The 22,271-nt window shown below is 65.1% G+C and carries 29 protein-coding genes; 15 read left to right on the forward strand and 14 right to left on the reverse strand.

From position 1 onward, the window contains the following. Positions 1–76: 76 nt before the first annotated feature. From JQ572_RS26725 to JQ572_RS26740, 4 genes are all read right to left on the reverse strand, one after another. The gene (locus JQ572_RS26725) at positions 77–424 is read right to left on the reverse strand and encodes a c-type cytochrome (protein WP_211385837.1); all 348 of its coding nucleotides are present in this window, start codon (positions 422–424) and stop codon (positions 77–79) included. A gap of 253 nt (positions 425–677) precedes the next feature. Beyond that, positions 678–1,703, reverse strand: a complete 1,026-nt coding sequence (locus JQ572_RS26730) for an aldo/keto reductase (RefSeq protein ID WP_211385838.1) — start codon at positions 1,701–1,703, stop codon at positions 678–680. Between the two features lie 116 nt (positions 1,704–1,819). Further along, on the reverse strand, positions 1,820–2,014 hold the full coding sequence (locus JQ572_RS26735; protein WP_249129394.1) for a hypothetical protein: 195 nt from the start codon (positions 2,012–2,014) through the stop codon (positions 1,820–1,822). 108 nt (positions 2,015–2,122) lie between these two features. After that, positions 2,123–3,079, reverse strand: a complete 957-nt coding sequence (locus JQ572_RS26740) for an AraC-like ligand-binding domain-containing protein (protein ID WP_211385839.1) — start codon at positions 3,077–3,079, stop codon at positions 2,123–2,125. A 197-nt stretch (positions 3,080–3,276) separates the two neighbouring features. On the opposite strand from JQ572_RS26740, the gene JQ572_RS26745 reads away from it, so the two are divergent. Together JQ572_RS26745 and JQ572_RS26750 are read left to right on the forward strand one after the other, a co-directional pair. Next, positions 3,277–4,293 carry a carbon-nitrogen hydrolase family protein gene (locus JQ572_RS26745; RefSeq protein WP_211385840.1) on the forward strand — a complete coding sequence of 339 codons (1,017 nt, stop codon included), beginning with the start codon at positions 3,277–3,279 and terminating at the stop codon, positions 4,291–4,293. Positions 4,294–4,304: 11 nt separating this feature from the next. After that, positions 4,305–5,345, forward strand: coding sequence for a phenylacetaldoxime dehydratase family protein (locus tag JQ572_RS26750; RefSeq protein WP_211385841.1), 1,041 nt, complete (start codon positions 4,305–4,307; stop codon positions 5,343–5,345). Here JQ572_RS26750 and JQ572_RS26755 read toward each other — a convergent pair. Beyond that, a complete protein-coding gene (locus JQ572_RS26755) occupies positions 5,342–5,980 on the reverse strand; it encodes an HAD family hydrolase (protein ID WP_211385842.1) in 639 nt (212 codons plus the stop codon). The genes JQ572_RS26750 and JQ572_RS26755 overlap by 4 nt on opposite strands. A 357-nt stretch (positions 5,981–6,337) precedes the next feature. Between JQ572_RS26755 and JQ572_RS26760 the strand changes: the two genes are divergently transcribed. Genes JQ572_RS26760 through JQ572_RS26770 form a run of 3 tightly spaced genes read left to right on the forward strand, consistent with a single transcriptional unit; the run spans position 6,338 to position 7,119 of the window. Then, on the forward strand, positions 6,338–6,586 hold the full coding sequence (locus tag JQ572_RS26760) for a hypothetical protein (RefSeq protein WP_349643113.1): 249 nt from the start codon (positions 6,338–6,340) through the stop codon (positions 6,584–6,586). 47 nt (positions 6,587–6,633) lie between these two features. Next, on the forward strand, positions 6,634–6,876 hold the full coding sequence (locus JQ572_RS26765) for a hypothetical protein (RefSeq protein ID WP_211385844.1): 243 nt from the start codon (positions 6,634–6,636) through the stop codon (positions 6,874–6,876). 42 nt (positions 6,877–6,918) lie between these two features. After that, positions 6,919–7,119, forward strand: coding sequence for a hypothetical protein (locus JQ572_RS26770; protein ID WP_211385845.1), 201 nt, complete (start codon positions 6,919–6,921; stop codon positions 7,117–7,119). Here the strand turns inward: JQ572_RS26770 and JQ572_RS26775 are convergent. Then, positions 7,109–7,657 carry a type 2 periplasmic-binding domain-containing protein gene (locus JQ572_RS26775; protein ID WP_249129397.1) on the reverse strand — a complete coding sequence of 183 codons (549 nt, stop codon included), beginning with the start codon at positions 7,655–7,657 and terminating at the stop codon, positions 7,109–7,111. The two genes, JQ572_RS26770 and JQ572_RS26775, sit on opposite strands and share 11 nt — an antisense overlap. A gap of 228 nt (positions 7,658–7,885) precedes the next feature. Between JQ572_RS26775 and JQ572_RS26780 the strand changes: the two genes are divergently transcribed. The 4 genes from JQ572_RS26780 to tsaA all read left to right on the forward strand — a co-directional run bounded on the left by JQ572_RS26780 (position 7,886) and on the right by tsaA (position 10,580). Next, positions 7,886–8,845 (forward strand): lytic transglycosylase domain-containing protein, encoded by a 960-nt coding sequence (locus JQ572_RS26780; RefSeq protein WP_211385846.1) that lies wholly within the window; start codon positions 7,886–7,888, stop codon positions 8,843–8,845. Between the two features lie 125 nt (positions 8,846–8,970). Next, positions 8,971–9,711, forward strand: coding sequence for an AzlC family ABC transporter permease (locus tag JQ572_RS26785; protein ID WP_211385847.1), 741 nt, complete (start codon positions 8,971–8,973; stop codon positions 9,709–9,711). Beyond that, positions 9,708–10,058, forward strand: coding sequence for an AzlD domain-containing protein (locus JQ572_RS26790; RefSeq protein WP_211385848.1), 351 nt, complete (start codon positions 9,708–9,710; stop codon positions 10,056–10,058). Before JQ572_RS26785 ends, JQ572_RS26790 begins: the two co-directional genes overlap by 4 nt. Positions 10,059–10,088: 30 nt before the next feature. Next, on the forward strand, positions 10,089–10,580 hold the full coding sequence (tsaA, locus tag JQ572_RS26795; RefSeq protein WP_211385849.1) for a tRNA (N6-threonylcarbamoyladenosine(37)-N6)-methyltransferase TrmO: 492 nt from the start codon (positions 10,089–10,091) through the stop codon (positions 10,578–10,580). Positions 10,581–10,701: 121 nt separating this feature from the next. Here the strand turns inward: tsaA and JQ572_RS26800 are convergent, their stop codons facing one another. The 4 genes from JQ572_RS26800 to JQ572_RS26815 are packed head-to-tail and all read right to left on the reverse strand — an operon-like array spanning position 10,702 to position 13,701. Beyond that, entirely contained in the window at positions 10,702–11,130 is a 429-nt protein-coding gene (locus JQ572_RS26800; protein ID WP_211385850.1) for an HIT domain-containing protein, read from the reverse strand. Positions 11,131–11,181: 51 nt separating this feature from the next. After that, positions 11,182–12,423, reverse strand: a complete 1,242-nt coding sequence (locus tag JQ572_RS26805; RefSeq protein ID WP_211385851.1) for a GNAT family N-acetyltransferase — start codon at positions 12,421–12,423, stop codon at positions 11,182–11,184. Positions 12,424–12,481: 58 nt separating this feature from the next. Then, the gene (locus JQ572_RS26810) at positions 12,482–13,228 is read right to left on the reverse strand and encodes a glycerophosphodiester phosphodiesterase (protein WP_211385852.1); all 747 of its coding nucleotides are present in this window, start codon (positions 13,226–13,228) and stop codon (positions 12,482–12,484) included. A gap of 5 nt (positions 13,229–13,233) precedes the next feature. Beyond that, positions 13,234–13,701: a RidA family protein gene (locus JQ572_RS26815; RefSeq protein WP_007603263.1), complete on the reverse strand. Its 468-nt coding sequence runs from the start codon at positions 13,699–13,701 to the stop codon at positions 13,234–13,236. A 245-nt stretch (positions 13,702–13,946) separates the two neighbouring features. Here JQ572_RS26815 and JQ572_RS26820 point away from each other — a divergent pair, with 245 nt between their 5' ends. The 3 genes from JQ572_RS26820 (at position 13,947) to JQ572_RS35150 (ending at position 15,464) form a co-directional block, all read left to right on the forward strand. After that, positions 13,947–14,792: a cell envelope integrity EipB family protein gene (locus JQ572_RS26820; protein WP_211385853.1), complete on the forward strand. Its 846-nt coding sequence runs from the start codon at positions 13,947–13,949 to the stop codon at positions 14,790–14,792. 74 nt (positions 14,793–14,866) lie between these two features. Then, the gene (locus JQ572_RS26825) at positions 14,867–15,268 is read left to right on the forward strand and encodes a RidA family protein (RefSeq protein WP_211385854.1); all 402 of its coding nucleotides are present in this window, start codon (positions 14,867–14,869) and stop codon (positions 15,266–15,268) included. Further along, positions 15,237–15,464 (forward strand): NUDIX domain-containing protein, encoded by a 228-nt coding sequence (locus tag JQ572_RS35150; RefSeq protein WP_433996206.1) that lies wholly within the window; start codon positions 15,237–15,239, stop codon positions 15,462–15,464. Before JQ572_RS26825 ends, JQ572_RS35150 begins: the two co-directional genes overlap by 32 nt. A gap of 105 nt (positions 15,465–15,569) precedes the next feature. On the opposite strand, the gene JQ572_RS26835 is transcribed toward JQ572_RS35150, so the two are convergent. From JQ572_RS26835 to JQ572_RS26845, 3 genes are read right to left on the reverse strand one after another with little or no spacing between them, the layout of a single operon-like run. Beyond that, positions 15,570–15,977, reverse strand: coding sequence for an ACT domain-containing protein (locus JQ572_RS26835; protein ID WP_211385855.1), 408 nt, complete (start codon positions 15,975–15,977; stop codon positions 15,570–15,572). Further along, positions 15,977–17,266 (reverse strand): DNA polymerase IV, encoded by a 1,290-nt coding sequence (locus tag JQ572_RS26840; RefSeq protein ID WP_211385856.1) that lies wholly within the window; start codon positions 17,264–17,266, stop codon positions 15,977–15,979. Before JQ572_RS26840 ends, JQ572_RS26835 begins: the two co-directional genes overlap by 1 nt. Then, complete coding sequence (locus JQ572_RS26845; protein ID WP_015685596.1) at positions 17,263–17,574, reverse strand: DUF3572 domain-containing protein; 312 nt, start codon at positions 17,572–17,574, stop codon at positions 17,263–17,265. The genes JQ572_RS26840 and JQ572_RS26845 overlap by 4 nt, the downstream gene beginning before the upstream one ends. 228 nt (positions 17,575–17,802) lie before the next feature. Here JQ572_RS26845 and JQ572_RS26850 point away from each other — a divergent pair, with 228 nt between their 5' ends. Both JQ572_RS26850 and JQ572_RS26855 read left to right on the forward strand, forming a co-directional pair. Further along, entirely contained in the window at positions 17,803–18,168 is a 366-nt protein-coding gene (locus JQ572_RS26850; RefSeq protein WP_007603272.1) for a response regulator, read from the forward strand. Positions 18,169–18,182: 14 nt separating this feature from the next. Beyond that, on the forward strand, positions 18,183–19,556 hold the full coding sequence (locus tag JQ572_RS26855; RefSeq protein ID WP_211385857.1) for a PleD family two-component system response regulator: 1,374 nt from the start codon (positions 18,183–18,185) through the stop codon (positions 19,554–19,556). Between the two features lie 235 nt (positions 19,557–19,791). Here JQ572_RS26855 and JQ572_RS26860 read toward each other — a convergent pair whose 3' ends face one another. After that, positions 19,792–20,391, reverse strand: a complete 600-nt coding sequence (locus JQ572_RS26860) for a TetR/AcrR family transcriptional regulator (protein ID WP_211385858.1) — start codon at positions 20,389–20,391, stop codon at positions 19,792–19,794. A 130-nt stretch (positions 20,392–20,521) separates the two neighbouring features. On the opposite strand from JQ572_RS26860, the gene JQ572_RS26865 reads away from it, so the two are divergent. Next, the gene (locus tag JQ572_RS26865) at positions 20,522–21,760 is read left to right on the forward strand and encodes an MFS transporter (RefSeq protein WP_211385859.1); all 1,239 of its coding nucleotides are present in this window, start codon (positions 20,522–20,524) and stop codon (positions 21,758–21,760) included. Positions 21,761–22,271 lie beyond the last annotated feature (511 nt).

A 22,271-nucleotide genomic window follows, 5' to 3' on the forward strand; every position in this document is an offset into this window, starting at 1 on the left:
AAACGTGTTCGGTTGAGGCGCGGTTGCTCGTCCGCAACTTGGTCCGACCCGGGATGGTTCCAGCCAAAGCCGACGGCTATTTCGGCTTCTGCGGCTCCTGAATCGCTCTGAGATAGTTTACCACGGCCTCGGCGTCGTCGCGGCCGAATCGAAACGTCGGCATGAAGCGGTGGATGCTGCTGTAGCCGTCCTGAAGGCGCTGCATGAAATCGGGATCGTAGAGCTTGTTCTCGCCGAGGCGGCGAAACGGCGGCGCCACCTTGTTTGGGCTCGTGCCGGTCCTGCCGACCGCGTGGCACTGCGAGCACATCCGCTGCAACAGTGCTTCAGCGTGCCGCTGCTCAATGTTCTCGAAGTTCTTGGCTTGACCATCGGCGCTCCATAGCACGCCAACGGCCAGCAGAACCGGCGTGAACCTCTTCATCGAGCATTCCCCGTCATTCCCAGCGCAAGTCTGCCTTGCCCCAGACGTAGAATGCGACCAAGGCGATCGTTACTGCTATCGAGAAGATCAGGATGCGGCGATCCCAATCGATCCTCTCGTTCTCACCCCTTCTGAGAGTGAGAGCCGTGAACAGGGCCTTCATGGCAAATCGGCGCATCGGGAGCCTCGCGACGGCCGCAGGATGCCACGCCCGACGCAAGCGGGCTTGACGCAGCTCAAGGGCGGGCGCGCCTTACACCGGCGGCGGATTGCGGTCGGAGAAAGTCCCCCGCTGGTGCCAGTAGGGGTAGGGCAGCGTCACCTTGCTGGCGACATCGAGCTTGGCGATCTGATCCTTGGTCAGCGACCAGCCGATCGCGCCGAGGTTTTCGCGCAGCTGTGTCTCGTTGCGCGCGCCGATGATCAGCGTCGAGACGGTCGGACGCTGGAGCAGCCAGTTCAGCGCGATCTGCGAGACACTCTTGCCCGTCTCCTTCGCGATCTCGTCGATCGCATCGACGACGCGGTAGACATGCTCGTCCGGCACCGGCGGGCCGAAGTCGGCGGTCTTGGGCAGGCGGCTCACCTCGGGCTTCGGCTGGCCCCGGCGGATTTTTCCGGTGAGGCGGCCCCATCCGAGCGGCGACCAGACCACCGCCCCCAACCCCTGGTCGAGGCCGAGCGGCATCAGCTCCCATTCATAGTCGCGCCCGATCAATGAATAGTAGGTCTGGTTGGCAACGTAGCGCGGAAAACCGTGCTTGTCGGCGACTGAGAGCGACTTCATCAGGTGCCAGCCCGAAAAATTCGAGACGCCGACATAGCGGATCTTGCCGGCGCGCACGAGCACGTCGAGGGTCGCGAGCACCTCTTCAGGCGGGGTGAAGGCGTCGAAGCCGTGAAGCTGGAACAGGTCGATGTAATCGGTGCCGAGCCGGGCGAGCGAAGCATCGATGGCCGCGAGCAGATGCTGCCGTGACGATCCGATGTCGTTGGGGCCGTCGCCGAAGCGGAAGGTTGCCTTGGTCGAGACCAAAATCTTGTCGCGGCGGCCCTTTATGGCCTCGCCGAGAACACGCTCGGACTCGCCGAGCGAATAGACGTCGGCGGTGTCGAACATCGACACGCCGGCCTCGAGGCAGATATCGAGAAGGCGGCGCGCTTCGGTCGCGTCGGTCGTCCCCCACGCAGCAAGGCGGCCCACGCCGCCGAAAGTGCCTGTTCCCAAGCTCAAGGCGGGCACCATGAGGCCTGAGCGGCCCAAGCGTCGGTATTCCATCGATATGCTCCTCGGCTGGCCGCTGATGGATCCCTGCAGCCTTGGTCCTCGATGGTAGTGCAAGCACGCGCCGTGTCCTACGCCGCGCTCACATACCGGCCTTGCTTGGAAACGGCCTAGTCATGCAGGCGCATGTCCTCGACGACTGCGTCGGTCAGGCGCGCGCTGATCGTCGTCGCCGAAAGCTGAGCGACGCCTCTTGTTGCAGACGAGGGAAGGCAGACGGCCTCGCCGTCACGCGCCTGCCGCGGCAGGAGCGTCAGGCCCCAGCCCAGCACGACCAGCACCCTCCGATCCGCCTGTCGTGACATGAGTCCTCATGTGCGCCAGCCTGATGCCGGCGGGACGATCTGACAATCTGGATTGCCGAGCATCGCCTTCGCCCGAGGCGAAGGCTCGGACCGATGCCTGTCTTGATATCAATGCCGCAATTGACTCTGCCGGAAGTCGCGCGGGGACATCCCGAAATGCTCGCGGAAGACCCGGCCGAAATGCGAGAGGTCGTTGAAGCCCCAGGCGAAGGCGATCTCGCTGATGTGGCGGTGGGCGAGCACGGGGGTGGCGAGGTCGCGCCTGCATTGAGCAAGACGCTCACCGAGGACATAGCGCTGGAACGAGGTGTCCTCGTCGGCGAGGAGATCGTTCACGTAGCGGGAGGACATGCCGAGCGCCACTGCGGTATCGGACAGCGAGAGGTCGGGATCGGCAAGGTGAGCCCGGATATGCGCCTTCAGCCGGTAGAGCAGGGCGGAGCGATGCGTCGAGGACGGCAGCGGCGTCCTGCCCAGCCGTTCGCCCAGTGCCATGGCGAGGACATCGACGGCCTGTTCCGACAGAGCGGCGGCGTGGAGCGGATCGATCTGATCCGCGCTCTGGCACAGCCGGGCGATGAAGTCGTAGGCGATCCTCTGCAGCGGCGAATCTGGTCCGAAAGAGCTGGCGGTAAGGGCTTCGGTCGCGCCGAGCCGGCGCTGCAGCATCTCGCGCGGCACCTTGAAGATGGTCTGCGAAAATGTGCCGTTGAACTTCAGCTCATAGGGCCGGGTCGTGTCGTAGAGCGCGAACTCGCCGGGGTGGATCACGGTCTCGCGGCCGTCCTGCACCACGCCGCCGTCACCGCGATTGCCGAGCGCGACCAGCACGAAATCCTGATCCGAGCGCGCGATGCGCGAGGGCGTGCGAAATACATGCTGACGGTCCGAGCAGACCTCCGAGCATACAGCCTTGCCGAGCGGAGCCTGCGTGACCGAGCCGCGAAAGGCGCTGCCGAGGTCGGACTTGCAGTCCAGCCCGACGAAGACGTCGCAGACGATATCCTGCCAGAGCGCAAGCCGCCGGTGGCCGGGGCTGTCGTCCGTGGTGAACTGGATTGGCATCTGGAGAGCCTCCCTTTCACATCCCGCAAAATCGCGTGTTGGCGCAGCTCCGACCCAACCGGAGGCAAATCCCGTACCGGGCCGCGATCCCGTCCGGTCGAGTTTTCGTTCCGCGGCGGTCGAGCGCCCGGCCGCCGGGCTTGGCCAAATAGACTGCATCGGACGTGGCTTCCGATCAACCGGCAATGGAGGCGGCAATGGGCATCGAACATCCGAAATACAAGGTCGCAGTGGTGCAGGCGGCGCCCGCCTGGCTCGATCTCGACGCCTCGATCGACAAGTCGATCGCCCTGATCAGGGACGCCGCCGAGAAGGGCGCCAAGCTGATCGCCTTTCCGGAAGCGTTCATCCCCGGTTACCCCTGGCACATCTGGATGGATTCGCCGGCCTGGGCGATCGGCCGCGGCTTCGTGCAGCGCTATTTCGACAATTCGCTCTCCTACGACAGTCCGCAGGCCGAGCGGCTGCGCGATGCCGTGCGCAAGGCGAAGCTTACCGCCGTGATCGGCCTTTCCGAACGCGATGGCGGCAGCCTTTACCTGGCGCAATGGCTGATCGGGCCGGACGGCGAGACCATCGCAAAGCGCCGCAAGCTGCGGCCGACCCATGCCGAGCGCACCGTCTATGGCGAGGGTGACGGCAGCGATCTTGCCGTGCATGCGCGGCCCGACATCGGTCGCATCGGCGCGCTCTGCTGCTGGGAGCACCTCCAGCCGCTGTCGAAATACGCGATGTATGCGCAAAACGAGCAGGTGCATGTCGCGGCCTGGCCGAGCTTCTCGCTCTACGATCCCTTCGCGCCGGCGCTCGGCGCTGAGGTCAACAACGCCGCTTCGCGTGTCTACGCGGTGGAAGGCTCCTGCTTCGTGCTCGCGCCTTGCGCGACAGTCTCGCAAGCGATGATCGACGAACTCTGTGATCGGCCGGACAAGCACGCGCTGCTGCATGCCGGTGGCGGCTTTGCTGCGATCTACGGCCCCGACGGCAGCCAGATCGGCGACAAGCTCGCGCCGGACCAGGAAGGGCTGTTGATCGCCGAGATCGATCTCGGCGCCATCGGCGTCGCCAAGAACGCCGCCGATCCTGCCGGGCATTATTCCCGGCCCGACGTGACGCGGCTGCTGCTCAACAAGAAGCGGTACCAGCGCGTCGAGCAGTTCGCGCTGCCGGTCGACACCGTCGAGCCCGCGGACATCGGCGCAGCGGCGAGCTGAGAGGGTTGATCATGGAATCCGCAATTCCCCTGCATCTCGAGACTCAGCGCTCGCGCCACAAGCGGGTGCCGGACGATTATCAGCCGCCATACCCGTCGTTCGTGGCGCGCTACAAGCCCGCGGTCAGTCGTGTCGTCATGGCCTATTTCGGCGTGCAGTATCGCGGCGCCGCACCGGCGGCGGCGATGGAGGCGCTCGCTGAAATCGGCGGCCGGTTCGCCGGCGAGTGCGGTCCCTCGCATTGGGACCGCGCGCAATATCTCGACCACACCGGCCATGAGAACGTCGTCTCGGTGGCCTATTGGGACGACATCGCGCGTTTCGACGCCTGGTTCGAACCGGGGCGTGAGGCCTGGACCGCAAGGCAGCGCGAGGGCGTCGGCACCTTCATCGAGGTGCTGCGTCCCGCACTGGCGCGGCACGAGACGCTGTTCTCCTCGCTCGGCCGGCCCGAAGGCGTGGCAGTCATCGCCGACGGCATGAGCGGCGAGGTGCAGGAGCACGCCTATTGGGGCGGCATGCGTGACCGCATCCCGCTGTCGCAAACCGATGCGCTGGCGCCCGGCGGTGCTCCGGAGCTGGTCCGCGATGGCGCGCGGCTGCGGGTGAAGGCTCACGACAATCTCTGCCTGATCCGCTCCGGGCAGGACTGGAGTGACACCGAGGCCTCCGAGCGAAAGCTCTATCTCGACGACGTCGAGCCGGTGCTGCGCGAGGGCATGGATTTTCTGAGCGACGACGGGCTCGGCATCGGCTGCTATGCCAACCGCTACATGCGCGTGCTCGCGGCCGAGGGCAGCGCGAGCGAAAAATCCTACGGCCAGAGCTGGTGGAAGAGTCTCGCCGCCCTGGAGCGCTGGGCAGAGTCGCATCCGACCCATGTCAGGATCTTCGGCGCGGCGATGAAGTACCTCTCGACGCTCGGACCCTCGGCAAAGCTGAGGCTCTATCACGAGGTCACGGTGGCGGCCGCGGACGAGCAGTTCTTCGAATATCTGAACTGTCACCCGAAGACCGGCATGCTGGCGGCGGTCGAAACGGTCGGCGCCTAGGCCACGCAATGGCCGAGCAGCTCGGGATGCGCGGCGCAGATGTGATGCGCGCCGGCGTCCCTCAGCTCGGCCTCGCTGCCATAGCCGTAGAGCACGCCGATCGCGGTCATGCCGTTGGTGCGAGCACCGACCACGTCATGGCTGCGGTCGCCGATCATGATCGCCTGTTTCGGGTCGACCTCCGCCTCGTCGAGCGCGTAGCGCAGCAGGTCGCGCTTGTCGACGCGCGTCCCATCGAGCTCGGAGCCGAACACGCGCTCGAAATAGGGCTTCAGGCCAAAATGATCGACGATGCGGGTGGCGTAGACCGCGGGCTTGCTGGTGGCCACGAACATGCGCGGCGTTGTCGTGGCCAGCGTTGCCAGAGTATCCGTGATGCCGGCATAGGCCTCGTTCTCGAACAGGCCGACATCGCTGAAGCGCTCGCGATAGAGCAGCAGCGCGCGGTCGGCGAGTTCCTCGCTGCCGGTGAGCTTTTGCAGGCTGGCATGCAGGGGCGGACCTATGCACCAGGTCAGCTCGTCCTCGTCCGGCACCGCGAGGTTCAGGCGCTCCAGGGCGTACTGGATCGAGCGGGTGATCCCGGGCTTGGGATTGGTCAACGTGCCGTCGAGATCGAAATAGATCGTAACCATGTTGCCGTGCCTGTGTTGATACCGCCGTCCGTTGTTTGACCTAAACGAGGCCACGGGCCAAGGCAACGCGCCAAGACAAGACGCAACAGCTCTCACGCCGAAATCCGCCCTACTGAGGTCGCTTACCGTTTAACGCTCGCTATTGGCGTGAGGGAAGCGTAGACTCGCGCCATCACCGCCCTTCCCATGGCATCCACCGGTGACTGAGGGTCACGAGCGCTCCCGCCGACTGAGCAGGAGCATGCATGTCTCAATTTCGTCTGGCCGAATGGATCGTGCCGCCGGTGGTCGTTCCATTGTTTCTCCTGCTTCTGGTCGCCGCTGCGGCTGTCCTGCATGGATAGGAAAGGCGCCCGTGTGAGTGCGATTCTTGTCGCATTGACGCTCGGCACATTGTCGCAAGGCGCCACCGCGGCAGGACCGGAATGCCGCGTGATCGAAAGCACGAGCGGCCGTCTCGCCTGCTACGACGCCGCGTTTCCTCCGAAGGAGAAAACGCCCGTTGCTGCGGAGAACGAGACGTCCCGCGCCGCTTACAAGGACCCGTTCGTTGCGGAAGAGGCCAGAACCGCAGCGAAGCTGAAGAACATCTGCCGCGGCTGTTGAGGGGGGCTCATTCGCCGCGTTTTGCAGCCGGCCAAAGGAAGTTCCCCGTGGTCAGCGAAACAACTTATGTCGTGCAAGCCTTCAACCCCGGCAAGGGCGGAAATTTGAAGCCGGGATCTCCGATCGTCTGCAAGTCGGAAAGCGGCGCGCTGCGAACGGCCGAGAGACTGGCATTGATCAAACTCGCCGTCGTTGCGTTCTCGTCGAGCGGCGATCCCGAAATGGGCGACTATGACGACGAGCCCAAGATATTATTCCGGAAGGGCGAGCTGCCGGCGTCCTTCGACTGAGTTCGGGCTTGGGATCGAAACGAAATTTTCAGGAGAGGCCGGATGAGCGAGCGACTTGAAACACTGAAGAAGGCCCGCGATCGCATGATCGAGGACAGGGACGCGCATGCGAAAGTGCTGGCCGCTCCCTTTGTGCGCGACACGGCCAAGCGAGCGCGCAACAAGTTCGTGGAGATCCAGGCGCTGATCGATGCGCTCGACCGCGCCATTCGCGGCGAAAGCCCGGTTCCAATCAAAAACTAGACCGGCAAGCGACAACACTGGCGGAGCGTTCATCGCCGATGGCCGCTGCCGCTCCCTCATTATTGTCTCGCCCATTCGACGATCGCCGTTGTCTCCGCTCCTGCCTGGGTTTCGCGTAGGCTCGCAAATTCAGTCTCGGTAGATCGCTGTCGCCTTCGAGCGCTTGGTCGGACCACAGCCCCGTGGCCGGCCAGATGGTCAGATAGAGCAGTTTCAGGCCGCGAGCTGCCAGTGCCTTCTCGTAGAGCGGGCGCGCCTGCACATTGGTGGCGCGGGCGAGATCCACCGATTGGACCAGGAAGGGCAGGGTGGACAATCCGAGCACCGGATCGAGCCTCGAAAGCGCCCCCGCGAAGGCATCGCCTCCGGCGATCCGACGGTCGATCGTGGCGCGCGGCATCTCGCCAGAATTGATCTTGAGGGCGTTTTCGTAGGCGTTCGCGACGGTCACAAAACCGTGCGTCCTTTCGGAGACGCGGCTGGCGAAGGTCGCGAGCCCGATCTCGGAGATGTTATTCTCGGGGTATTCCGTGGTCATCCGCCAGGAGACCTGCGCCAGACCTGCGCCATGGCCGGCGCGGCGGTCAGGAGGAGTGCGGTGAGGGCCAGGATCGCCCGGATCCGTTTGGCGAGGGAGCGCATTGGGAAAGGCAGGTCAGGCAGCATATTGGCAACTCATCGAACCATGGCAGGATGCCACAATCTGGCGGATCATCTTGTTGCACGCCGCACCGGCGCGCGCCACGGGCCCGCCTGCCCGCGGTGGATGCAGATTGCATGGCGCGTCATCACTGTACTGTTTGTTTCGGCGACAGCGGTGGCAGCAGAGGACAGCTCGCCCGCGAGCTCCGACGTCGCCGTCCCCAGTGCCGAAGAGCCCGCCAAGCCGGCGGAGAAATCCACCGACGCGCGCGAGAGCGACACGCGGGAGTCGATCTGCCTGATCGTCGAGGCGGCCGCGCGCGATGCCAACCTGCCGCTGGAGTTCTTCGCCCGCGTGATCTGGCAGGAGAGCCGCTTCCAGGCCGATGCCGTGGGGCCCATGACGCGCAGCGGCGAGCATGCGCAGGGGATCGCGCAATTCATGCCGGGCACCGCGAGCGAGCGTGGGCTGCTCAATCCCTTCAATCCGGTACAGGCGCTGCCGAAGTCGGCCGAATTCCTGAACGAGCTGCGCAACCAGTTCGGCAATCTCGGCCTCGCTGCCGCCGCCTACAATGCCGGGCCGCGCCGGGTGCAGGAATGGCTCGCCGGCACCGGTCCGATGCCGGAGCAGACACGCAACTACGTTCTCGCCATCACCGGCACATCCGTCGATGCCTGGGCCAAGGCAGGGGGCACCGGCAAGGGGCCGCCAAGCGCGCCACCGACGAGCTGCCGCGATCTGATGGCCCTCCTGAAGCGCGCTCCGAATGCCTTCGTCGCCGAGCTGGAGCAGCATGTCGAGCTTGCCGCCGCAAAGATCTGGGGCGTGCAGCTCGCCGCCGGCTTCGACCGCAACAGGGCGCTGGCGATGTATTCCCGCGCCGTCACCCGGCTCGGCCCCGTGATCGGAGAACGCGATCCGAGCCTGCTAAGCTCGGTGATGCGCAGCCGCGGCACGCGCGCCTTCTATCAGGTGCGCATCGGCGCCGACACGCGGAGCGAGGCGGACGAACTCTGCGGTCGAATCCGCAAGTCAGGCGGGGCTTGCTTCGTGCTGAAGAACCGTGGTGTGAGCGGGTAGGGCATTCCGGAACGACGGTCGCGAGCGCCACGCGTGCATGCCAGCCCCGCCGCCCGCTTGCTTGACGCCAGCCCTCGCTTTGCCCGTTATGCCAGCACGATTCCTCACCCCGGCCCAAGACTCCCGTGGCGCTTCCTCCGCTCAATTCACCTCAATGGCAAAGCCCGTGGCGCGCCTTTGCGTGGGGGCTGCGCTCGATCACGCAGACGATCCTCACAATCGTGCTGTTCGTGACCTATCTCGGAATCGGCGCGCTCGCTCACGACACCCATTTCAGTCTGCTCTGGGCGCTCTGCTCGACGCTTTTCGTATGGGCAGGTCCGGCGCAGATCATCCTGATCACGACGCTCGGCTCCGGTGCGACCGTCATCCAGTCCGCAATCGCGGTCACCGTCAGTGCGATCCGCCTGTTTCCGATGGTGGTCTCGGTGCTGCCGCTGATGCGCACGCCGACGACCAAGAGGCGCGAGCTGGTCTTTGCCGCTCACCTCACCGCGGTGACGCTGTGGGTCGAATGCCACCGCTTCCTGCCGCAGGTGCCGCGCGAGCGGCGCATCGCGTTCGTCCACGGGCTCGGCTGCGGCCTGGTCTCGGTGTGCCTTACCGCCAATGCGGTCGGCTATTTCCTTGCCGCCAATCTCACGCAGACGCTTGGCGCGGCGATCCTCTTGCTGACGCCGCTGTCCTTCCTGTTCTCGACCGCGCGCAACAGCCGCGAGGTCGCCGATGTCGTCGCGCTCGCGCTGGGGATACTGCTGTATCCGCTGGCCGCGAAGATGAACTCCGGCCTCGACATCCTCGTCAGCGGCCTGATCGCGGGCACGATCGCCTATGGCGTGCATTGGTGGCGGGAGGTGCGCGCATGAGCTATGCGCAGCTCATCGGCGACTGGCATGCGCTAGCGGTGCTGTTCGTCGCCGGCGTCGTTCCCAACCAGATATGGCGGATGCTGGGCCTGTGGTTCGGCGGCGGCATCGACGAGGGCTCCGAGCTTCTGGTCTGGGTGAGGGCGGTCGCCACCGCGATCCTGGCCGGCGTCATCGCCCAGATCGTGGTCGAGCCGCCGGGTGCGCTCGCCAGCGTGCCGGATGTCCTGCGCTATGGCTCAGTCGGCGCCGGCCTCGTGGTCTTCCTGCTGACCCGCCGCTCGATCTTCGCGGGCGTGGTCGCGGGCGAAGTCTTCATGCTGGCCGGCAAGTGGTGGTTGGGTTAAAACTCCGGCGAACAGCAGGGAACTGGAAATATGGTTCGCGAAAACGAGCTCCGCGAAGGCGAGGTCGCCATCGAGCTGCCGCCGACGGGGGATGCCGGCCTCGTCTTCATCGGCCGCATCCGCACGCCCTGGACCTCGCGGCTGGAGACGCCGCGGCAGGGGCGGCATGACGGCCCGATATGCCGGATCGAGATCTTCGAGCCGTTCCTGCCGGCGATCAAGGGCGTCGATTTCTACAGCAATCTCGAAGTGCTCTACTGGCTCGACAAGTCGCGCCGCGACATCCTCCTGCAAAGCCCGAAGAATAACGAGAAGACTCGCGGCGCCTTTTCGCTGCGCTCGCCGGTCCGGCCCAATCCGATCGGCACCTCGATCGTGAAGCTCGTTGGCATCGAGGGCAACGCGATCCTGGTGCGCGGGCTCGATTGCATCGACAATACGCCGCTGATCGACATCAAGCCCGACCGCTGCGAGTTCACCCCATTGGCCGCGCCGCAGCCGGGGGATTTCCAGACCGAATAGGGGGGGCGCTCCGCTCTAACGTCGTCGTTGCGAGGAGCCCTTGCGGCGAAGCAATTCAGACTGTCTCGGCGGGAGCAGTCTGGATTGCTTCGCTTCGCTCGCAATGACGAGTGGGAGAGACTTAGACCGCCTGCAACGCCGCGATTAGCTTGGTTGCGTTCTCTTCCAGCACCTTGACGTCTTCCTTGCGGCTGGCGGGCGGCAGCATGGCCACGCCGTCGTGGCGCGGCATCACGTGCATGTGCAGGTGAAACACCACCTGTCCGCCGGCGGCCTCGTTGAACTGCTGCACGGTGATGCCGTCGGCCTTGAACGCCTTCATCGCAGCGGCGGCGATCTTGTGCGCGCCGCGGGCGACATGCGCATAGTCGTCGGGCTTGATGTCGAGGATGTTGCGGGCAGGGGCCTTCGGGATCACCAGCGTGTGGCCGGGCACCCGCGGCATGATGTCGAGGAATGCGAGCACATGCTCGTCCTCATAGACCTTGTGACAGGAGAATTCGCCGCGCAGGATCTTCGCGAAAATGTTGTTGGGATCGTAGGCGGTCATGGCTGCGGCTCCTCGAGATTTTTGCCTACTGTCACCAGCGGCGCGAGGGCGTCAAGGCGCCTCGTCGACGCCTTTGCGGAACGGGCCGAGCTCGGCGAGCTCCCGCCCAGCCTCCGCGACATAGGCGCGCTCGCGCTTGAGGTAATCGTCGATGGCGCGGCGCAGGCCGGGATCGGCGATGAAGTGGGCGGAATGGGTCGTCCGCGGCAGGTAGCCGCGCGCGATCTTGTGCTCGCCCTGCGCGCCGGCCTCGACATTCCCCAAGCCGTGTTTGATCGCGAAATCGATCGCCTGATAGTAGCAGACCTCGAAATGCAGGAAGGGATGATGCTCGACCGCGCCCCAGTTGCGGCCGAACAGCGTGTCCGAGCCGATGAAGTTGATCGCGCCCGCGATCCAGCGATCGTTACGGCGGGCCATCACCAGCAGCACATCCTGGCTCATGGTCTCGCCGATCAGCGAGAAAAATTCCCGCGTCAGATACGGCCGGCCCCATTTGCGTGAGCCGGTCTCCATGTAGAACGTGAAAAACGCATCCCATGCGTCTTCGGTGATATCGCGGCCCGTGAGCCAATGGATCGTGACGCCGGCGGCCAGTGCGTCGCGCCGCTCGCGCTTGATCGACTTGCGATGGCGCGAGTTCAGCGTCGCCAGGAAGTCGTCGAAGCTCGCAAAACCCTCATTGTGCCAGTGGAACTGCTGGTCGGTGCGCTGGAGGAAGCCGTGCCGGGCCAGTAGCTTCCACTCAGCCTCGCGCGCGAAGGTGACGTGGACCGAGGAGGCCTTGCTGACGCCGCACAGCGCCACCAGCCCGCTCGCCAGCGCTTCCGTGATGCGCTCGTGGTCGACGCCGTCTCGGACCAAGAGCCGAGGGCCGGTCGCGGGCGTGAAGGGAACCGAGACCTGCAGCTTCGGGTAATAGCGCCCGCCCGCACGCTCATAGGCGTCGGCCCAGCCGCGGTCGAACACGTACTCACCTTGAGAGTGCGATTTCAGATAGCAAGGGACGATGCCAGCGACGCGGCCGTCGAGCTTGGCCACGAGATGCCGCGGGCCCCAGCCGGTGCGGATTGTGGCTGAACCTGATTTCTCGACGGCGGATAGAAATGCGTGGGAGACGAAGGGGTTATAGGCAGGCTTTGAGAGTCCGAGGGAATCGCCTGGAAGTCCGGACGAGGTTCCCTTGCCATGTCCGTTACAAGCCGTGCCGGGATTGGCGCAGGCGTCCCAATCCTCAGCAGATACCTCGCCAATCGAGGGTACAGCCTCGAGCGTGATTTCAGATGATGCCATCGTGCCCAAGATCGTGCATTGCAGCAGTGACTTCAAGAGGGCGTCCCAAGAGGGCGTCCTAAGGCACGAACCCCTCGAAGATCATCTGATCCGCATATTGCCCGACCCGCGTCCGCTGCTCGGGCGTGCGCACGGTCCAGCCCAGCAGGGCGCAGCCAAAGACGTTGCGGGCGATCCAGGGGGCGGGGGCCGGGAGGTGGTCGACCTTGAAGGCGACGAAATGCGGCTGGGTCTGGAAGCCGTGGCGCAGGTACAGCATGCTGTCGCGCTGCTCTCGGGTCAGGTAGGCCCAGTACTCGTCCTCATAGCTCCGCTGCGCGACGATGCCGCGCGGGCGGGAGGGCAACAATTCGCGCAGAGCCAGCACCTGGTCGGGGTCGAAGGACATGCCGACCGCTGCCCCCTGATAGGACGCCAGCACCTCGGCCATCCGCTTCACCAGCTTGCGGTCGCCGCCAAAATGGCTCTTCACCTCGATCACCAGCGGCACGCGGCCGGCCACCATGGCGCAGAGGTCGGACAGCGACATCATCCGCTCGTCGGTATCCCTAAACTTGATCGCCTTCAGTTCGGCGGCGGTCTTCTTGACCAGATCGCCGGTCGCCTCGGTGAGGCGGCCGAGCGCATGGTCGTGATGCACCATAGCCTCGCCGTCGGCGGAAAGCTGGATATCGACCTCGATCGAGAAATTGCCAGCGATGGCAGCCTGCACCGCGCCCGGCATGTTCTCGACGATGCCGCGGGAAATGTCGTGCAGGCCACGATGGGCGACCGGCCGGGCTGTCAGCCAATCAGGAGCGCGCATTCGCGTCAGGCGACCTCGAACACGCCTTCGACCTCGACCGCCGCATCCGCGGGGAGCGAGGCGACGCCGACGGTGGTGCGGGCGTGGCGGCCCTTGTCACCGAAGGCGGCGACCATCAGGTCGGAGGCGCCGTTCAGCACCTTCGGCCCGTCCAGGAAGTCCGGGGCGGAGTTGATGAAGCCGCCGAGGCGCACCACGCGGACGACCTTGTCGAGGTCGCCGAGGGCAGCCTTGACCTGGGCCAGCAGGTTGACGGCACAGCCGCGGGCGGCCGCGGCCCCTTCTTCGATGGTCACTCCGGCGCCGAGCTTGCCCTTGGCGATCAGCTTGCCGGCGGGATCGAAGCAGACCTGGCCGGAGACGAACAGCAGATTGCCGGTGCGCACGAACGGCACGTAATTGGCCACGGGGGTGGGGGCCTCGTGCAGCTTGATGCCCTGTTCCGCCAGTTTCTGCTCGACCGTGCCCGCCATCTTCGACCTCGTTGTCCAAAATTCATCCGCTCCGGCGCGTCCGTTGGCGGCCGGGCGCGCCCTGTTTCGCCCATCGTGCAGCCACATGCAAGCAACCGGAAGGCCCGCATTTTGTTGAGGCAGGGCAGGCGGTTCAGGGTGAGGGTCGCAAATTTACGTGAAACGGCCTCAGTTGCGGCGCAATGGAACGGTCATTAAAATGTCGAATCTGCGCTTCCCCAAGGACGCATCTTCAAGGAACAGACATGGTGCACCTTTTCCGGACTTCACTCGGTGTGATGGCGCTCGCGGCAGCCGTCTTTGGAGCCGGGGGCGGGGCTTACGCAGCCAGCGGTCCGTTTCTCGCGCATCAGGCGCTCTATGACCTCAGTCTGGTGAAATCGCGCTCCAATTCGGTCAACAGCGCGCGCGGGCGCATCCTCTACAACTTCACCGGAAGCTCGTGCGAGGGCTACACCTCCGAATTCCGCCAGGTCTCCGAGCTCGACAGCGGCGAGGGCAAGATCACGCTCAGCGACCTCCGCTCCAATTCCTGGGAGGACGCTGCGGGCAAAAGCTATCGCTTCAAGATCGAGACACGGATGAATGAGGCCGACGCCGGCCGGGTCGACGGCTCCGCGGAACGCGACGGCGACCACATCAACGTCAAGCTGAAGCTGCCGGCGCCGAAGAGCTTTACCCTCGACGGCAAGATCGTGTTCCCGACCGAGCAGATCCAGCGCATCATTGCCGCCGCCAAGGACGGCAAGTCGCTGCTCGAGCTGTCGGTTTATGACGGCTCCGACGACGGCCAGAAGGTCTACAACACGCTGACCGTGATCGGCCAGCCGATCCCCGCCGAGCGCGCCGGCTCGTCCGATCCGTCGACGTCCGACGAGCATATGAAATCACTCAAGCGCTGGCCGGTCACCGTCAGCTATTTCGACCGCGAAGCCCAGCAGAAGGAAGGCGAGCAAACCCCCGTCTATGCGATGGCGTTCGAGCTCTACGAAAACGGTGTCTCGCGCCAGCTCGTGCTTGATTACAACGATTTCGTGATCTCCGGCGCGATGGGCAAGTTCGACGTCAAGGACAGCAAGCCCTGTAATTGAGGGCGAGGCGTCTAGCCCTTGTCGCACTCTGCGGCTACGCTTGTTCCCCACCACAAACTTCCGGGAGCTAGCCTATGCCCAAGCTCGATCATCTCCGCCCCAGCGGCCTGCACCACAATCCGGCCTATTCCCATGTCGTCACCGCCACAGGTGCGCGCACGATCTACATCTCCGGCCAGGTGTCGGTGGACGAGGAAGGGCGGATCGTCGGCGAAGGCGATATTGCCGCGCAGACCATCCAGGTGATGCAAAATCTCGGCCACGCGCTGAAGGCGGCCGGTGCGAGCTACGCCAACATCGTCAAGATCACGACCTTCGTCGTGAACTACAAGCCGGAGCTGCGCCCGATCATCGGCAAGGCCCGCTCCGCCTTCTTCGAAGGGATGGAGCCGCCGGCTTCGACCCTCGTCGGCGTCTCCGCGCTCGCCGCGCCGGAATGGCTGATTGAGATCGAGGCGATCGCGGTCGCGGATTAAAGTCGAAGCCGGCGAGCACCCTCAGGCCGCGCTGAAGCGGGAATTGTCCGAGGAACTCGGCATCGACGTCGATCCAAGCGGGATGATCTATGTCGGACGATATACCGCGCCTGCGGCGCACGAGCCTGGCCGGCAAGTCGATGCGGAACTTCCGCATCGTCATCGCGCACCCGGTCGCTCCCGGAGCGGAGATTGAGGAGATTCTCTGGCTCGATTCGTCCACGCCCGGAGCCTTAAAGCTTGCACCTCTGACGCGCGACAGGCTGCCTCCGCTGTGCTCGCGGCCGGCCAAAACGATGGATTAGTCCAGACTCACGTTTGATACATCCTGCAGAGCGGCCATCGCATCATCGGCCCTGTCGACGGGTACGAAGAGATGGTCGTGGTGGAAGGCCGAAACGGCGTTCACGCTGATGCCGGAGTCAGCCAGATGTGCGGTGATGGCCGCAAGAAAGCCCACCGCATCGAGCGCGGAGTGAACCGTCAAGGTGATCAAACGCGAGGGGAATTCGTAGCGCAATCCCACGGCTTCGGCTTCGTCACGCAGGATCACCAGCGTCGTTCCTTCCCGCTCGCGGAATGTCAGCAGCGGGCTGATCGCCGCCGGAACGCGCTCGTTTGCCGGAATCGTGCAGAACACGAAGATGCCAGGCCGCAGCTCCGGCTTCATGTGTCTCAGCAGCGCGGTAAGGTCTCGTTCCCCCGACATCACTCCTGCGCCTTCTCCGGCCCGTCATACGCAATGCCGCGGATCACCGCGGCGCTGCCGAATTTCTTCCGCAAACTGTCCACCGCGCGCTCGGCATGGGCGGCGCGGCGGTCGAGCATGTCGGTGTCGTCGGAGGCCGAGCCCTCGCGCAGCGCGCTGACGCCGGCGCCCATCAGGCGGAAGGCGGTGCCGTCGATCTCCTTGGCCAGCATCTCGCGGCAGATCGAGAAGATCTTGGCGGCGAGCTGCGTCGGCGCTGCGATCGACTGCGAGCGGGTGCGCTGGCGGAAATCGGCGGTCTTCAGCTTCAACGTGACGGTGGATCCGGCAAGCTCGCTGCTCTTGAGCCGCGACGAGGTCTTCTCGCACAGCCGCCACAAGATCTTCTCCAACGTCGCGAAATCGCGGATGTCGGTCTCGAAAGTGGTCTCGCTCGAGATCGTCTTGGCGCCCCGATCTGGCTCGACGCGGCGGTCGTCGATGCCGCGCGCGAGCCGCCATAGCCGGCGGCCGTCGCTCGGAAACTGCCGCATCATCTCGATCTCGTCGGCCTTCTGCAGATCGGCGATGATGCGGAAGCCGCGCTGAACCAGGCGCTCCTGCGTGGCCGGTCCGACACCGAAGATGAAGCCGACCGGCCTCGAAGCCAGCATCAAACGCGCTTCCTCCTGGTCGAGCGCGGCGAAGCCGCGGGGCTTGTCGAGGTCGGAGGCGATTTTGGCCAGGAACTTGTTGCAGGACAGGCCGACCGAGACGCTGATGCCGATATCGCGCTCGATGTTGCGCGCGAACCGCGCCAGCACCTTGGCCGGGATCATGCCGTGCACCCGCTCGGTGCCGGAGAGATCGAGGAAGGCCTCGTCGATCGAGAGCGGCTCGACCAGCGGTGTCAGCGCCTGCATGGCCTGCCGCACCTCGCGGCCGACGCGGACGTATTTCGCCATGTCCGGCCGGATCACGGTCGCATGCGGGCAGGCTTCCAGCGCCTTGTACATCGGCATCGCCGAGCGCACGCCATAGGTGCGCGCGATGTAGCAGGCGGCGGACACGACGCCGCGTTTTCCCCCGCCGATGATGACGGGCCTGTCGGCGATCTCAGGATTGTCGCGCTTCTCGACCGTCGCGTAGAAGGCGTCGCAGTCGATATGCGCGATGGTAAGGCTCGCGAGCGCGCGATGGCGGACGAGGCGAGGAGAGCCGCAGGCGGAACAGCGCCGCACGCCCGCATCCAGATCGGCCGAACAATCCCGGCAGAAGCAGCGGGGCCCGGCCGGATCGGGAGCGCTCACGGCACGTCGCGCTCCCAGGTCCGGTCGCCCAGTGCGTCACCGAGGACCTGCCGGGCCGCAGCCACGTTGGTGGGGTGCAGTTCCGCGGAGCTGGCAAAGGCCTTCACGGTGGCGTCATCGCGCATCACGAAATCGAGCACGCTGAGCAGGAAACCGGGATCCGAGGCGGCGTTCCGGAGCGACTCCGGGCCGACGCCTGTCTCAGCCAGGAACAGGCCCAGCCGCTCAGGATCGCCCGCGACGAAAGACAGGGCCTGAATCGCAACGATTTCAGCGACTTCGCGAGGGTTGTGAACAGGCTTTTTCAAGGGGCCGGTTTGCCTTTCCGTTAACTTTAGGTGTCTACTTTGAAACCATCATGCCCGAGTCTCTGGACCCTCGACAAGCAACTGGAAACCACATCGCAGAAAGTGGGCCCTCGGGTTTAACGAAACTAGAGCGAATTCGAGGCTAGTTTGAATCCAGTTTTTGAAGCGCCGGCGAGCGGCGCCTGAGGCGCCACATGCATCGGTCTGCGGACCAAACAGGAGGGCGGGATGGCTAAGACCGTCCTGATCGTGGAAGACAACGAGCTCAACATGAAGCTCTTCCGCGACCTGTTGGAGGCGCACGGCTACCAGACCACGGGCACCAGCAACGGCTACGAGGCGCTCGATCTCGTCCGCAAGATGCGGCCCGACCTCGTGCTGATGGATATCCAACTGCCGCAGGTCTCGGGCCTCGAGGTAACGCGCTGGATCAAGGACGATCCGGAGCTGCGCTCCATCCCGGTCGTCGCGGTCACGGCGTTCGCGATGAAGGGCGACGAAGAGCGCATCCGCGAAGGCGGCTGCGAAGCCTATTTGTCCAAGCCGATCTCGGTCGGCAAGTTCATTGAGACGGTCCGGCGTTTCATCGGATAGGAAGTGAGTTCAAAGTGTCCGCGCGTATCCTCGTCGTCGATGACGTCCCTGCCAACGTCAAGCTGCTCGAAGCCCGTCTGTCGGCCGAATATTTCGACGTGATGACCGCCTCCAACGGCGCCGAGGCACTGGCGATCTGCGCCCGCGCCGAGTGCGACATCATCCTGCTCGACGTCATGATGCCCGACATGGATGGCTTCGAGGTCTGCCGCCGCCTCAAGACCGATCCGGCCACGCACCACATTCCGGTCGTGATGGTCACCGCGCTCGACAGCCCCGCCGACCGCAATCGCGGGCTGGAAGCCGGCGCCGACGACTTCCTGACAAAGCCCGTCTCCGACGTCGTGCTGATCGCCCGCGTGCGCTCGCTGACGCGGCTGAAGATGATGACGGACGAGCTGCGCATGCGCGCCATCACCTCGCTCGAGATCGGCATGCAGGCGCCGGAGCGCACTGCGGTCGCCGACACCGGCAAGGGCGGCCGCATCCTGCTGGTCGACGACCGCGAGTCCTCCTATGAACGGCTGGCCGGCCTGCTCGCAGCCGAGCACACCGTCGATGTCGAGCCGAACCCGACGGAAGCGCTGTTCCACGCCGCCGAGGGCAATTACGACCTGCTGATCGTCTCGCTCGACCTCAACAATTTCGACGGCCTGCGGCTCTGCAGCCAGGCGCGTTCGCTGGAGCGCACGCGCCACGTGCCGATCCTGGCGATCGCGGACCCCGAGAACTCGACACGGCTGCTGCGTGGGCTCGAGATCGGCGTCAACGACTATCTGCTGCGTCCCATCGACAAGATCGAGCTGCTGGCGCGCGCCCGCACCCAGATCCGCCGCCGCCGCTACACCGACCACTTGCGCGACAACGTGCAGAACTCGATCGAGATGGCGATCACCGACGCGCTCACCGGCCTGCACAATCGCCGCTACATGGAGAGCCATCTGGCGACGCTCGCCGAGCAGGCCGCGACCCGCGGCAAGCCGCTCGCGCTGATGATCCTGGACATCGACTACTTCAAGTCGATCAACGACAATTACGGCCACGACGCCGGCGACGACGTGCTGCGCGAATTCGCGGTGCGCGTGCGCAAGTCGATCCGCGGCATCGATCTGGCCTGCCGCTACGGCGGCGAGGAGTTCGTCATCGTGATGCCGGAGACCGATCTCCACGTCGCCGGCATGGTCGCCGAGCGCCTGCGCCGCTCGATCGCGGGCGAGCCGTTTGCCGTCCACAAGGGCACCAAGCGCATCGAGGTCACGATCTCGATCGGGCTGACCACGCTGGAGCAGAAGGGCGAGGCGGTTGCCGACGTCCTCAAGCGCGCCGACACGGCGCTGTATCGCGCCAAGCACGATGGCCGCAACCGGGTGGTGTCGCACGCGGCGTAACGCCGGCGACACAAGAAATGCGAAAACAACCCCATGCACAGTAGCCGCGCCAGTCGGATCAACGGCTTACGCGGGCCGCGAAAATCGCTTGCGCCATCGGCAGCGTCGTTTGACACGTCGGGCAAAACAGGAGCATTTTAGTAGGATCGGGCGGGGCGTGAATGAACGCTGTCGCCGCATCCATGGGGCCCGGATCCGCGCTTCGCTTGTCCGGGACGACAGCGGTTATTTGAGGCTAGGGCTTGCCTCGCTTCACAAGCGGCTTCGCACCATCCCCCACATCCACGCCTGCATTGCGCAGCAGCACCTTCGCCGCTTCCTTCGCCGCGCGCGCCATCGCGGGGTCGTCGCGCACGAGGTCCTGCGCGATGGAGCCGTCGACCAGCAGCACGAGCTGCGTCGCGAGCGCATCCGCATCGGCGACGCCGAGCTCGATCAGCCGCTCGCGAAACCAGACGCGGCGGCTTTCCTTGAAGGCGATTGCGATCTTCTTCACGGCGCGGTCGGCTGGGCCGAGCTCGGCGACCGCGTTCACGAACGGGCAGCCGCGAAAATCCCTGGCGGCGAAACGCCGTTCCAGCGAATCGAACGTTGCCAGGATCTGCTCGGCCGGCGGCTTGTCCGAGGCGCGGGGCTGCACGAAGCGGCGTTCGAGGTACGCCGCGATCAGCGCATCCTTGGAGGGGAAGTGGTTGTAGAGCGTGCGCTTGGAGATCCCGATCTCGGCCGCGATGGTATCGACGCCGATGGCGCGAATGCCTTGCAGATAGAACAGCTTGTCGGCGGTCTCGAGGATCCGCTCCTTCATCGTCTGTGGGGTCGTCGGGGGAGCCATGCGATAGCGTGCGTCCTGTTGGCTTGACAAGCGTCCACCTTTCATAGCCTAAGTACACAGGTCTGTGTAACCAAAATCAACCGATATTGCAGACGTCGGCGCGTGCGCCGCGCCCACGAGGGAGAAGAAAATGCCCCTGTTGCAGGTCCTGCGCCCGACATTGCCCATCCTGATCGGCGCTTCGATCATGCTCACCCTGAGCATGGGACTGCGGCAGTCGCTCGGCATCTTCATGCAGCCGCTCACGCATGACATCCACATTTCGATCTCGGATTTCACGCTGGCGCTGGCCGTGCAGAACCTCGCCTGGGGCTTCTTGCAGCCGCTCGCCGGCGCGATGACGGTGCGCTACGGCTTCCGCCCGATCATGATCGTGGGCTCGCTGATGTACATCGCGGGCCTCGTGCTGATGGCGACCGCGAACGGTCTCGTCAGCATCATGATCGGTGCCGGCGTGCTGATCGGGACGTCGCTGGCCTGCACCGCGGCCGCGATCGCGATGTCGGTGGCGGCACGCGCGGTCCCTGCGACGGTGCGCTCCACCGTGCTCGGCATCGTCTCCGGCGCCGGCTCGCTCGGCGCTCTTTTGTCGGCGCCGATCGGGCAGCTGCTCAACGAGGGCTTTGGCTGGCGCGTCGGGCTCGCCGGCTTCGTCATCATGTCGGTGCTGATGCTTCCGGCCGCGTGGTATGCCGGCCGCGTCGACGGGGTTCCGCTGCCGAAGCCCACGGCCGACGACATCGGCGATGCCACCGCCATGACCGCGGCGAAGACCGCGTTCGGCAATGCGTCCTTCGTGGTGATGACCTGCGCCTATCTCGTCTGCGGCATGCAGCTCGTGTTCCTCACCACGCACCTGCCGTCCTATCTCGCCATCTGCGGCCTCGATCCGATGCTGAGCGCACAGACGCTCGGCATGATCGGCGGCTTCAACGTGCTGGGCTCGCTTTTCTTCGGCTGGGCCGGCCAGCGCTGGAACAAGCTGGCGCTGCTCGGCGGCATCTACATCCTGCGCTCGCTGGCGCTCGCCTGGTACTTCACGCTGCCCGCGACTCCGGCCTCGACGCTGCTGTTCGGCGCGATCATGGGCTTCCTGTGGATGGGCGTGGGGCCGCTGGTGGCAGGCGCGGTCGCCGAGATGTTCGGCCTGCGCTGGCAGGCGATGATCCAGGGCCTTGCCTTCATGAGCCACCAGATCGGCAGCTTTCTCGGCGCCTATGGAGGAGGGGTGATCTACGACGCGCTCGGCTCCTACACCATGGCCTGGCGCATCGGCGTCGCGCTGGGCCTTGCCGGCGGCATCATCCAGGTCGCGTTCGCGCTGATCCGTCCGTCGCAGCCGCCAGCGCCGGTGTTACGGACGGCGTAGGCGGGGCGCGTGCTTATGAGCGTCCGCTTGGGAGTTTGCAACGGACGCCGGGCCTTGGGGATGAGCCTCGCATAACGCTCGATCGGAGCGGCCCCGATTAGACGTCTGGCCAGTCGTGCGGTCTCTCGTCCTTGGCTCTTTCCTCGGCCAGGAGCCGTAACAGCGTTTGGTGCCGTGCTTCGTCGCGTGACGGGTCACCTTCACTGATGGCGATCAGCTTCTCGTAACGTCTGATGTTTTCGTGGCTTATGTAGTTTTGCATTGCGCCCTCCGACGGCGGGTAGCGTGGCGCGCTGAAGCCAATATTAGCTGCCCTTTGCGCATTTGGTGCAAGGCTTATTGCTGGTCGGACGAGAAATGCCTCAGCGGCGCTGTCCTTAATGGGCGAGCGCGGCTTGGATGCTTGCCGACCCAGAATTGAGGAAGGCGGCGCTTCATCCGCCGGAGAAGTAAGCCGCCTCAGTTGGCCATGTTCCTTTGATCCGGCTCAAACGGTCTCCGCTTCCGTGGC

The organism is Bradyrhizobium sp. SZCCT0153, assembly GCF_018129995.1.
GTDB lineage: Bacteria > Pseudomonadota > Alphaproteobacteria > Rhizobiales > Xanthobacteraceae > Bradyrhizobium > Bradyrhizobium japonicum_G.

What these genes read in the sequence shown, in the direction of transcription:
- JQ572_RS26815 (WP_007603263.1), bottom strand. Translation starts at nt 13,701, where the DNA reads ATGGCGGGCACGGTCGAGCAGAAACTGGCGGAACAGGGCATCAAGCTG.
- JQ572_RS26730 (WP_211385838.1), bottom strand. Translation starts at nt 1,703, where the DNA reads ATGGAATACCGACGCTTGGGCCGCTCAGGCCTCATGGTGCCCGCCTTG.
- JQ572_RS26790 (WP_211385848.1), top strand. Translation starts at nt 9,708, where the DNA reads ATGAGCTATGCGCAGCTCATCGGCGACTGGCATGCGCTAGCGGTGCTG.
- tsaA (WP_211385849.1), top strand. Translation starts at nt 10,089, where the DNA reads ATGGTTCGCGAAAACGAGCTCCGCGAAGGCGAGGTCGCCATCGAGCTG.
- JQ572_RS26780 (WP_211385846.1), top strand. Translation starts at nt 7,886, where the DNA reads ATGCAGATTGCATGGCGCGTCATCACTGTACTGTTTGTTTCGGCGACA.
- JQ572_RS26805 (WP_211385851.1), bottom strand. Translation starts at nt 12,423, where the DNA reads ATGGCATCATCTGAAATCACGCTCGAGGCTGTACCCTCGATTGGCGAG.
- JQ572_RS26735 (WP_249129394.1), bottom strand. Translation starts at nt 2,014, where the DNA reads ATGTCACGACAGGCGGATCGGAGGGTGCTGGTCGTGCTGGGCTGGGGC.
- JQ572_RS26725 (WP_211385837.1), bottom strand. Translation starts at nt 424, where the DNA reads ATGAAGAGGTTCACGCCGGTTCTGCTGGCCGTTGGCGTGCTATGGAGC.
- JQ572_RS26755 (WP_211385842.1), bottom strand. Translation starts at nt 5,980, where the DNA reads ATGGTTACGATCTATTTCGATCTCGACGGCACGTTGACCAATCCCAAG.
- JQ572_RS26835 (WP_211385855.1), bottom strand. Translation starts at nt 15,977, where the DNA reads ATGTCGGGGGAACGAGACCTTACCGCGCTGCTGAGACACATGAAGCCG.
- JQ572_RS26745 (WP_211385840.1), top strand. Translation starts at nt 3,277, where the DNA reads ATGGGCATCGAACATCCGAAATACAAGGTCGCAGTGGTGCAGGCGGCG.
- JQ572_RS26740 (WP_211385839.1), bottom strand. Translation starts at nt 3,079, where the DNA reads ATGCCAATCCAGTTCACCACGGACGACAGCCCCGGCCACCGGCGGCTT.
- JQ572_RS26800 (WP_211385850.1), bottom strand. Translation starts at nt 11,130, where the DNA reads ATGACCGCCTACGATCCCAACAACATTTTCGCGAAGATCCTGCGCGGC.
- JQ572_RS26860 (WP_211385858.1), bottom strand. Translation starts at nt 20,391, where the DNA reads ATGGCTCCCCCGACGACCCCACAGACGATGAAGGAGCGGATCCTCGAG.
- JQ572_RS26825 (WP_211385854.1), top strand. Translation starts at nt 14,867, where the DNA reads ATGCCCAAGCTCGATCATCTCCGCCCCAGCGGCCTGCACCACAATCCG.
- JQ572_RS26865 (WP_211385859.1), top strand. Translation starts at nt 20,522, where the DNA reads ATGCCCCTGTTGCAGGTCCTGCGCCCGACATTGCCCATCCTGATCGGC.
- JQ572_RS26850 (WP_007603272.1), top strand. Translation starts at nt 17,803, where the DNA reads ATGGCTAAGACCGTCCTGATCGTGGAAGACAACGAGCTCAACATGAAG.
- JQ572_RS26775 (WP_249129397.1), bottom strand. Translation starts at nt 7,657, where the DNA reads ATGACCACGGAATACCCCGAGAATAACATCTCCGAGATCGGGCTCGCG.
- JQ572_RS26770 (WP_211385845.1), top strand. Translation starts at nt 6,919, where the DNA reads ATGAGCGAGCGACTTGAAACACTGAAGAAGGCCCGCGATCGCATGATC.
- JQ572_RS26750 (WP_211385841.1), top strand. Translation starts at nt 4,305, where the DNA reads ATGGAATCCGCAATTCCCCTGCATCTCGAGACTCAGCGCTCGCGCCAC.
- JQ572_RS26820 (WP_211385853.1), top strand. Translation starts at nt 13,947, where the DNA reads ATGGTGCACCTTTTCCGGACTTCACTCGGTGTGATGGCGCTCGCGGCA.
- JQ572_RS26810 (WP_211385852.1), bottom strand. Translation starts at nt 13,228, where the DNA reads ATGCGCGCTCCTGATTGGCTGACAGCCCGGCCGGTCGCCCATCGTGGC.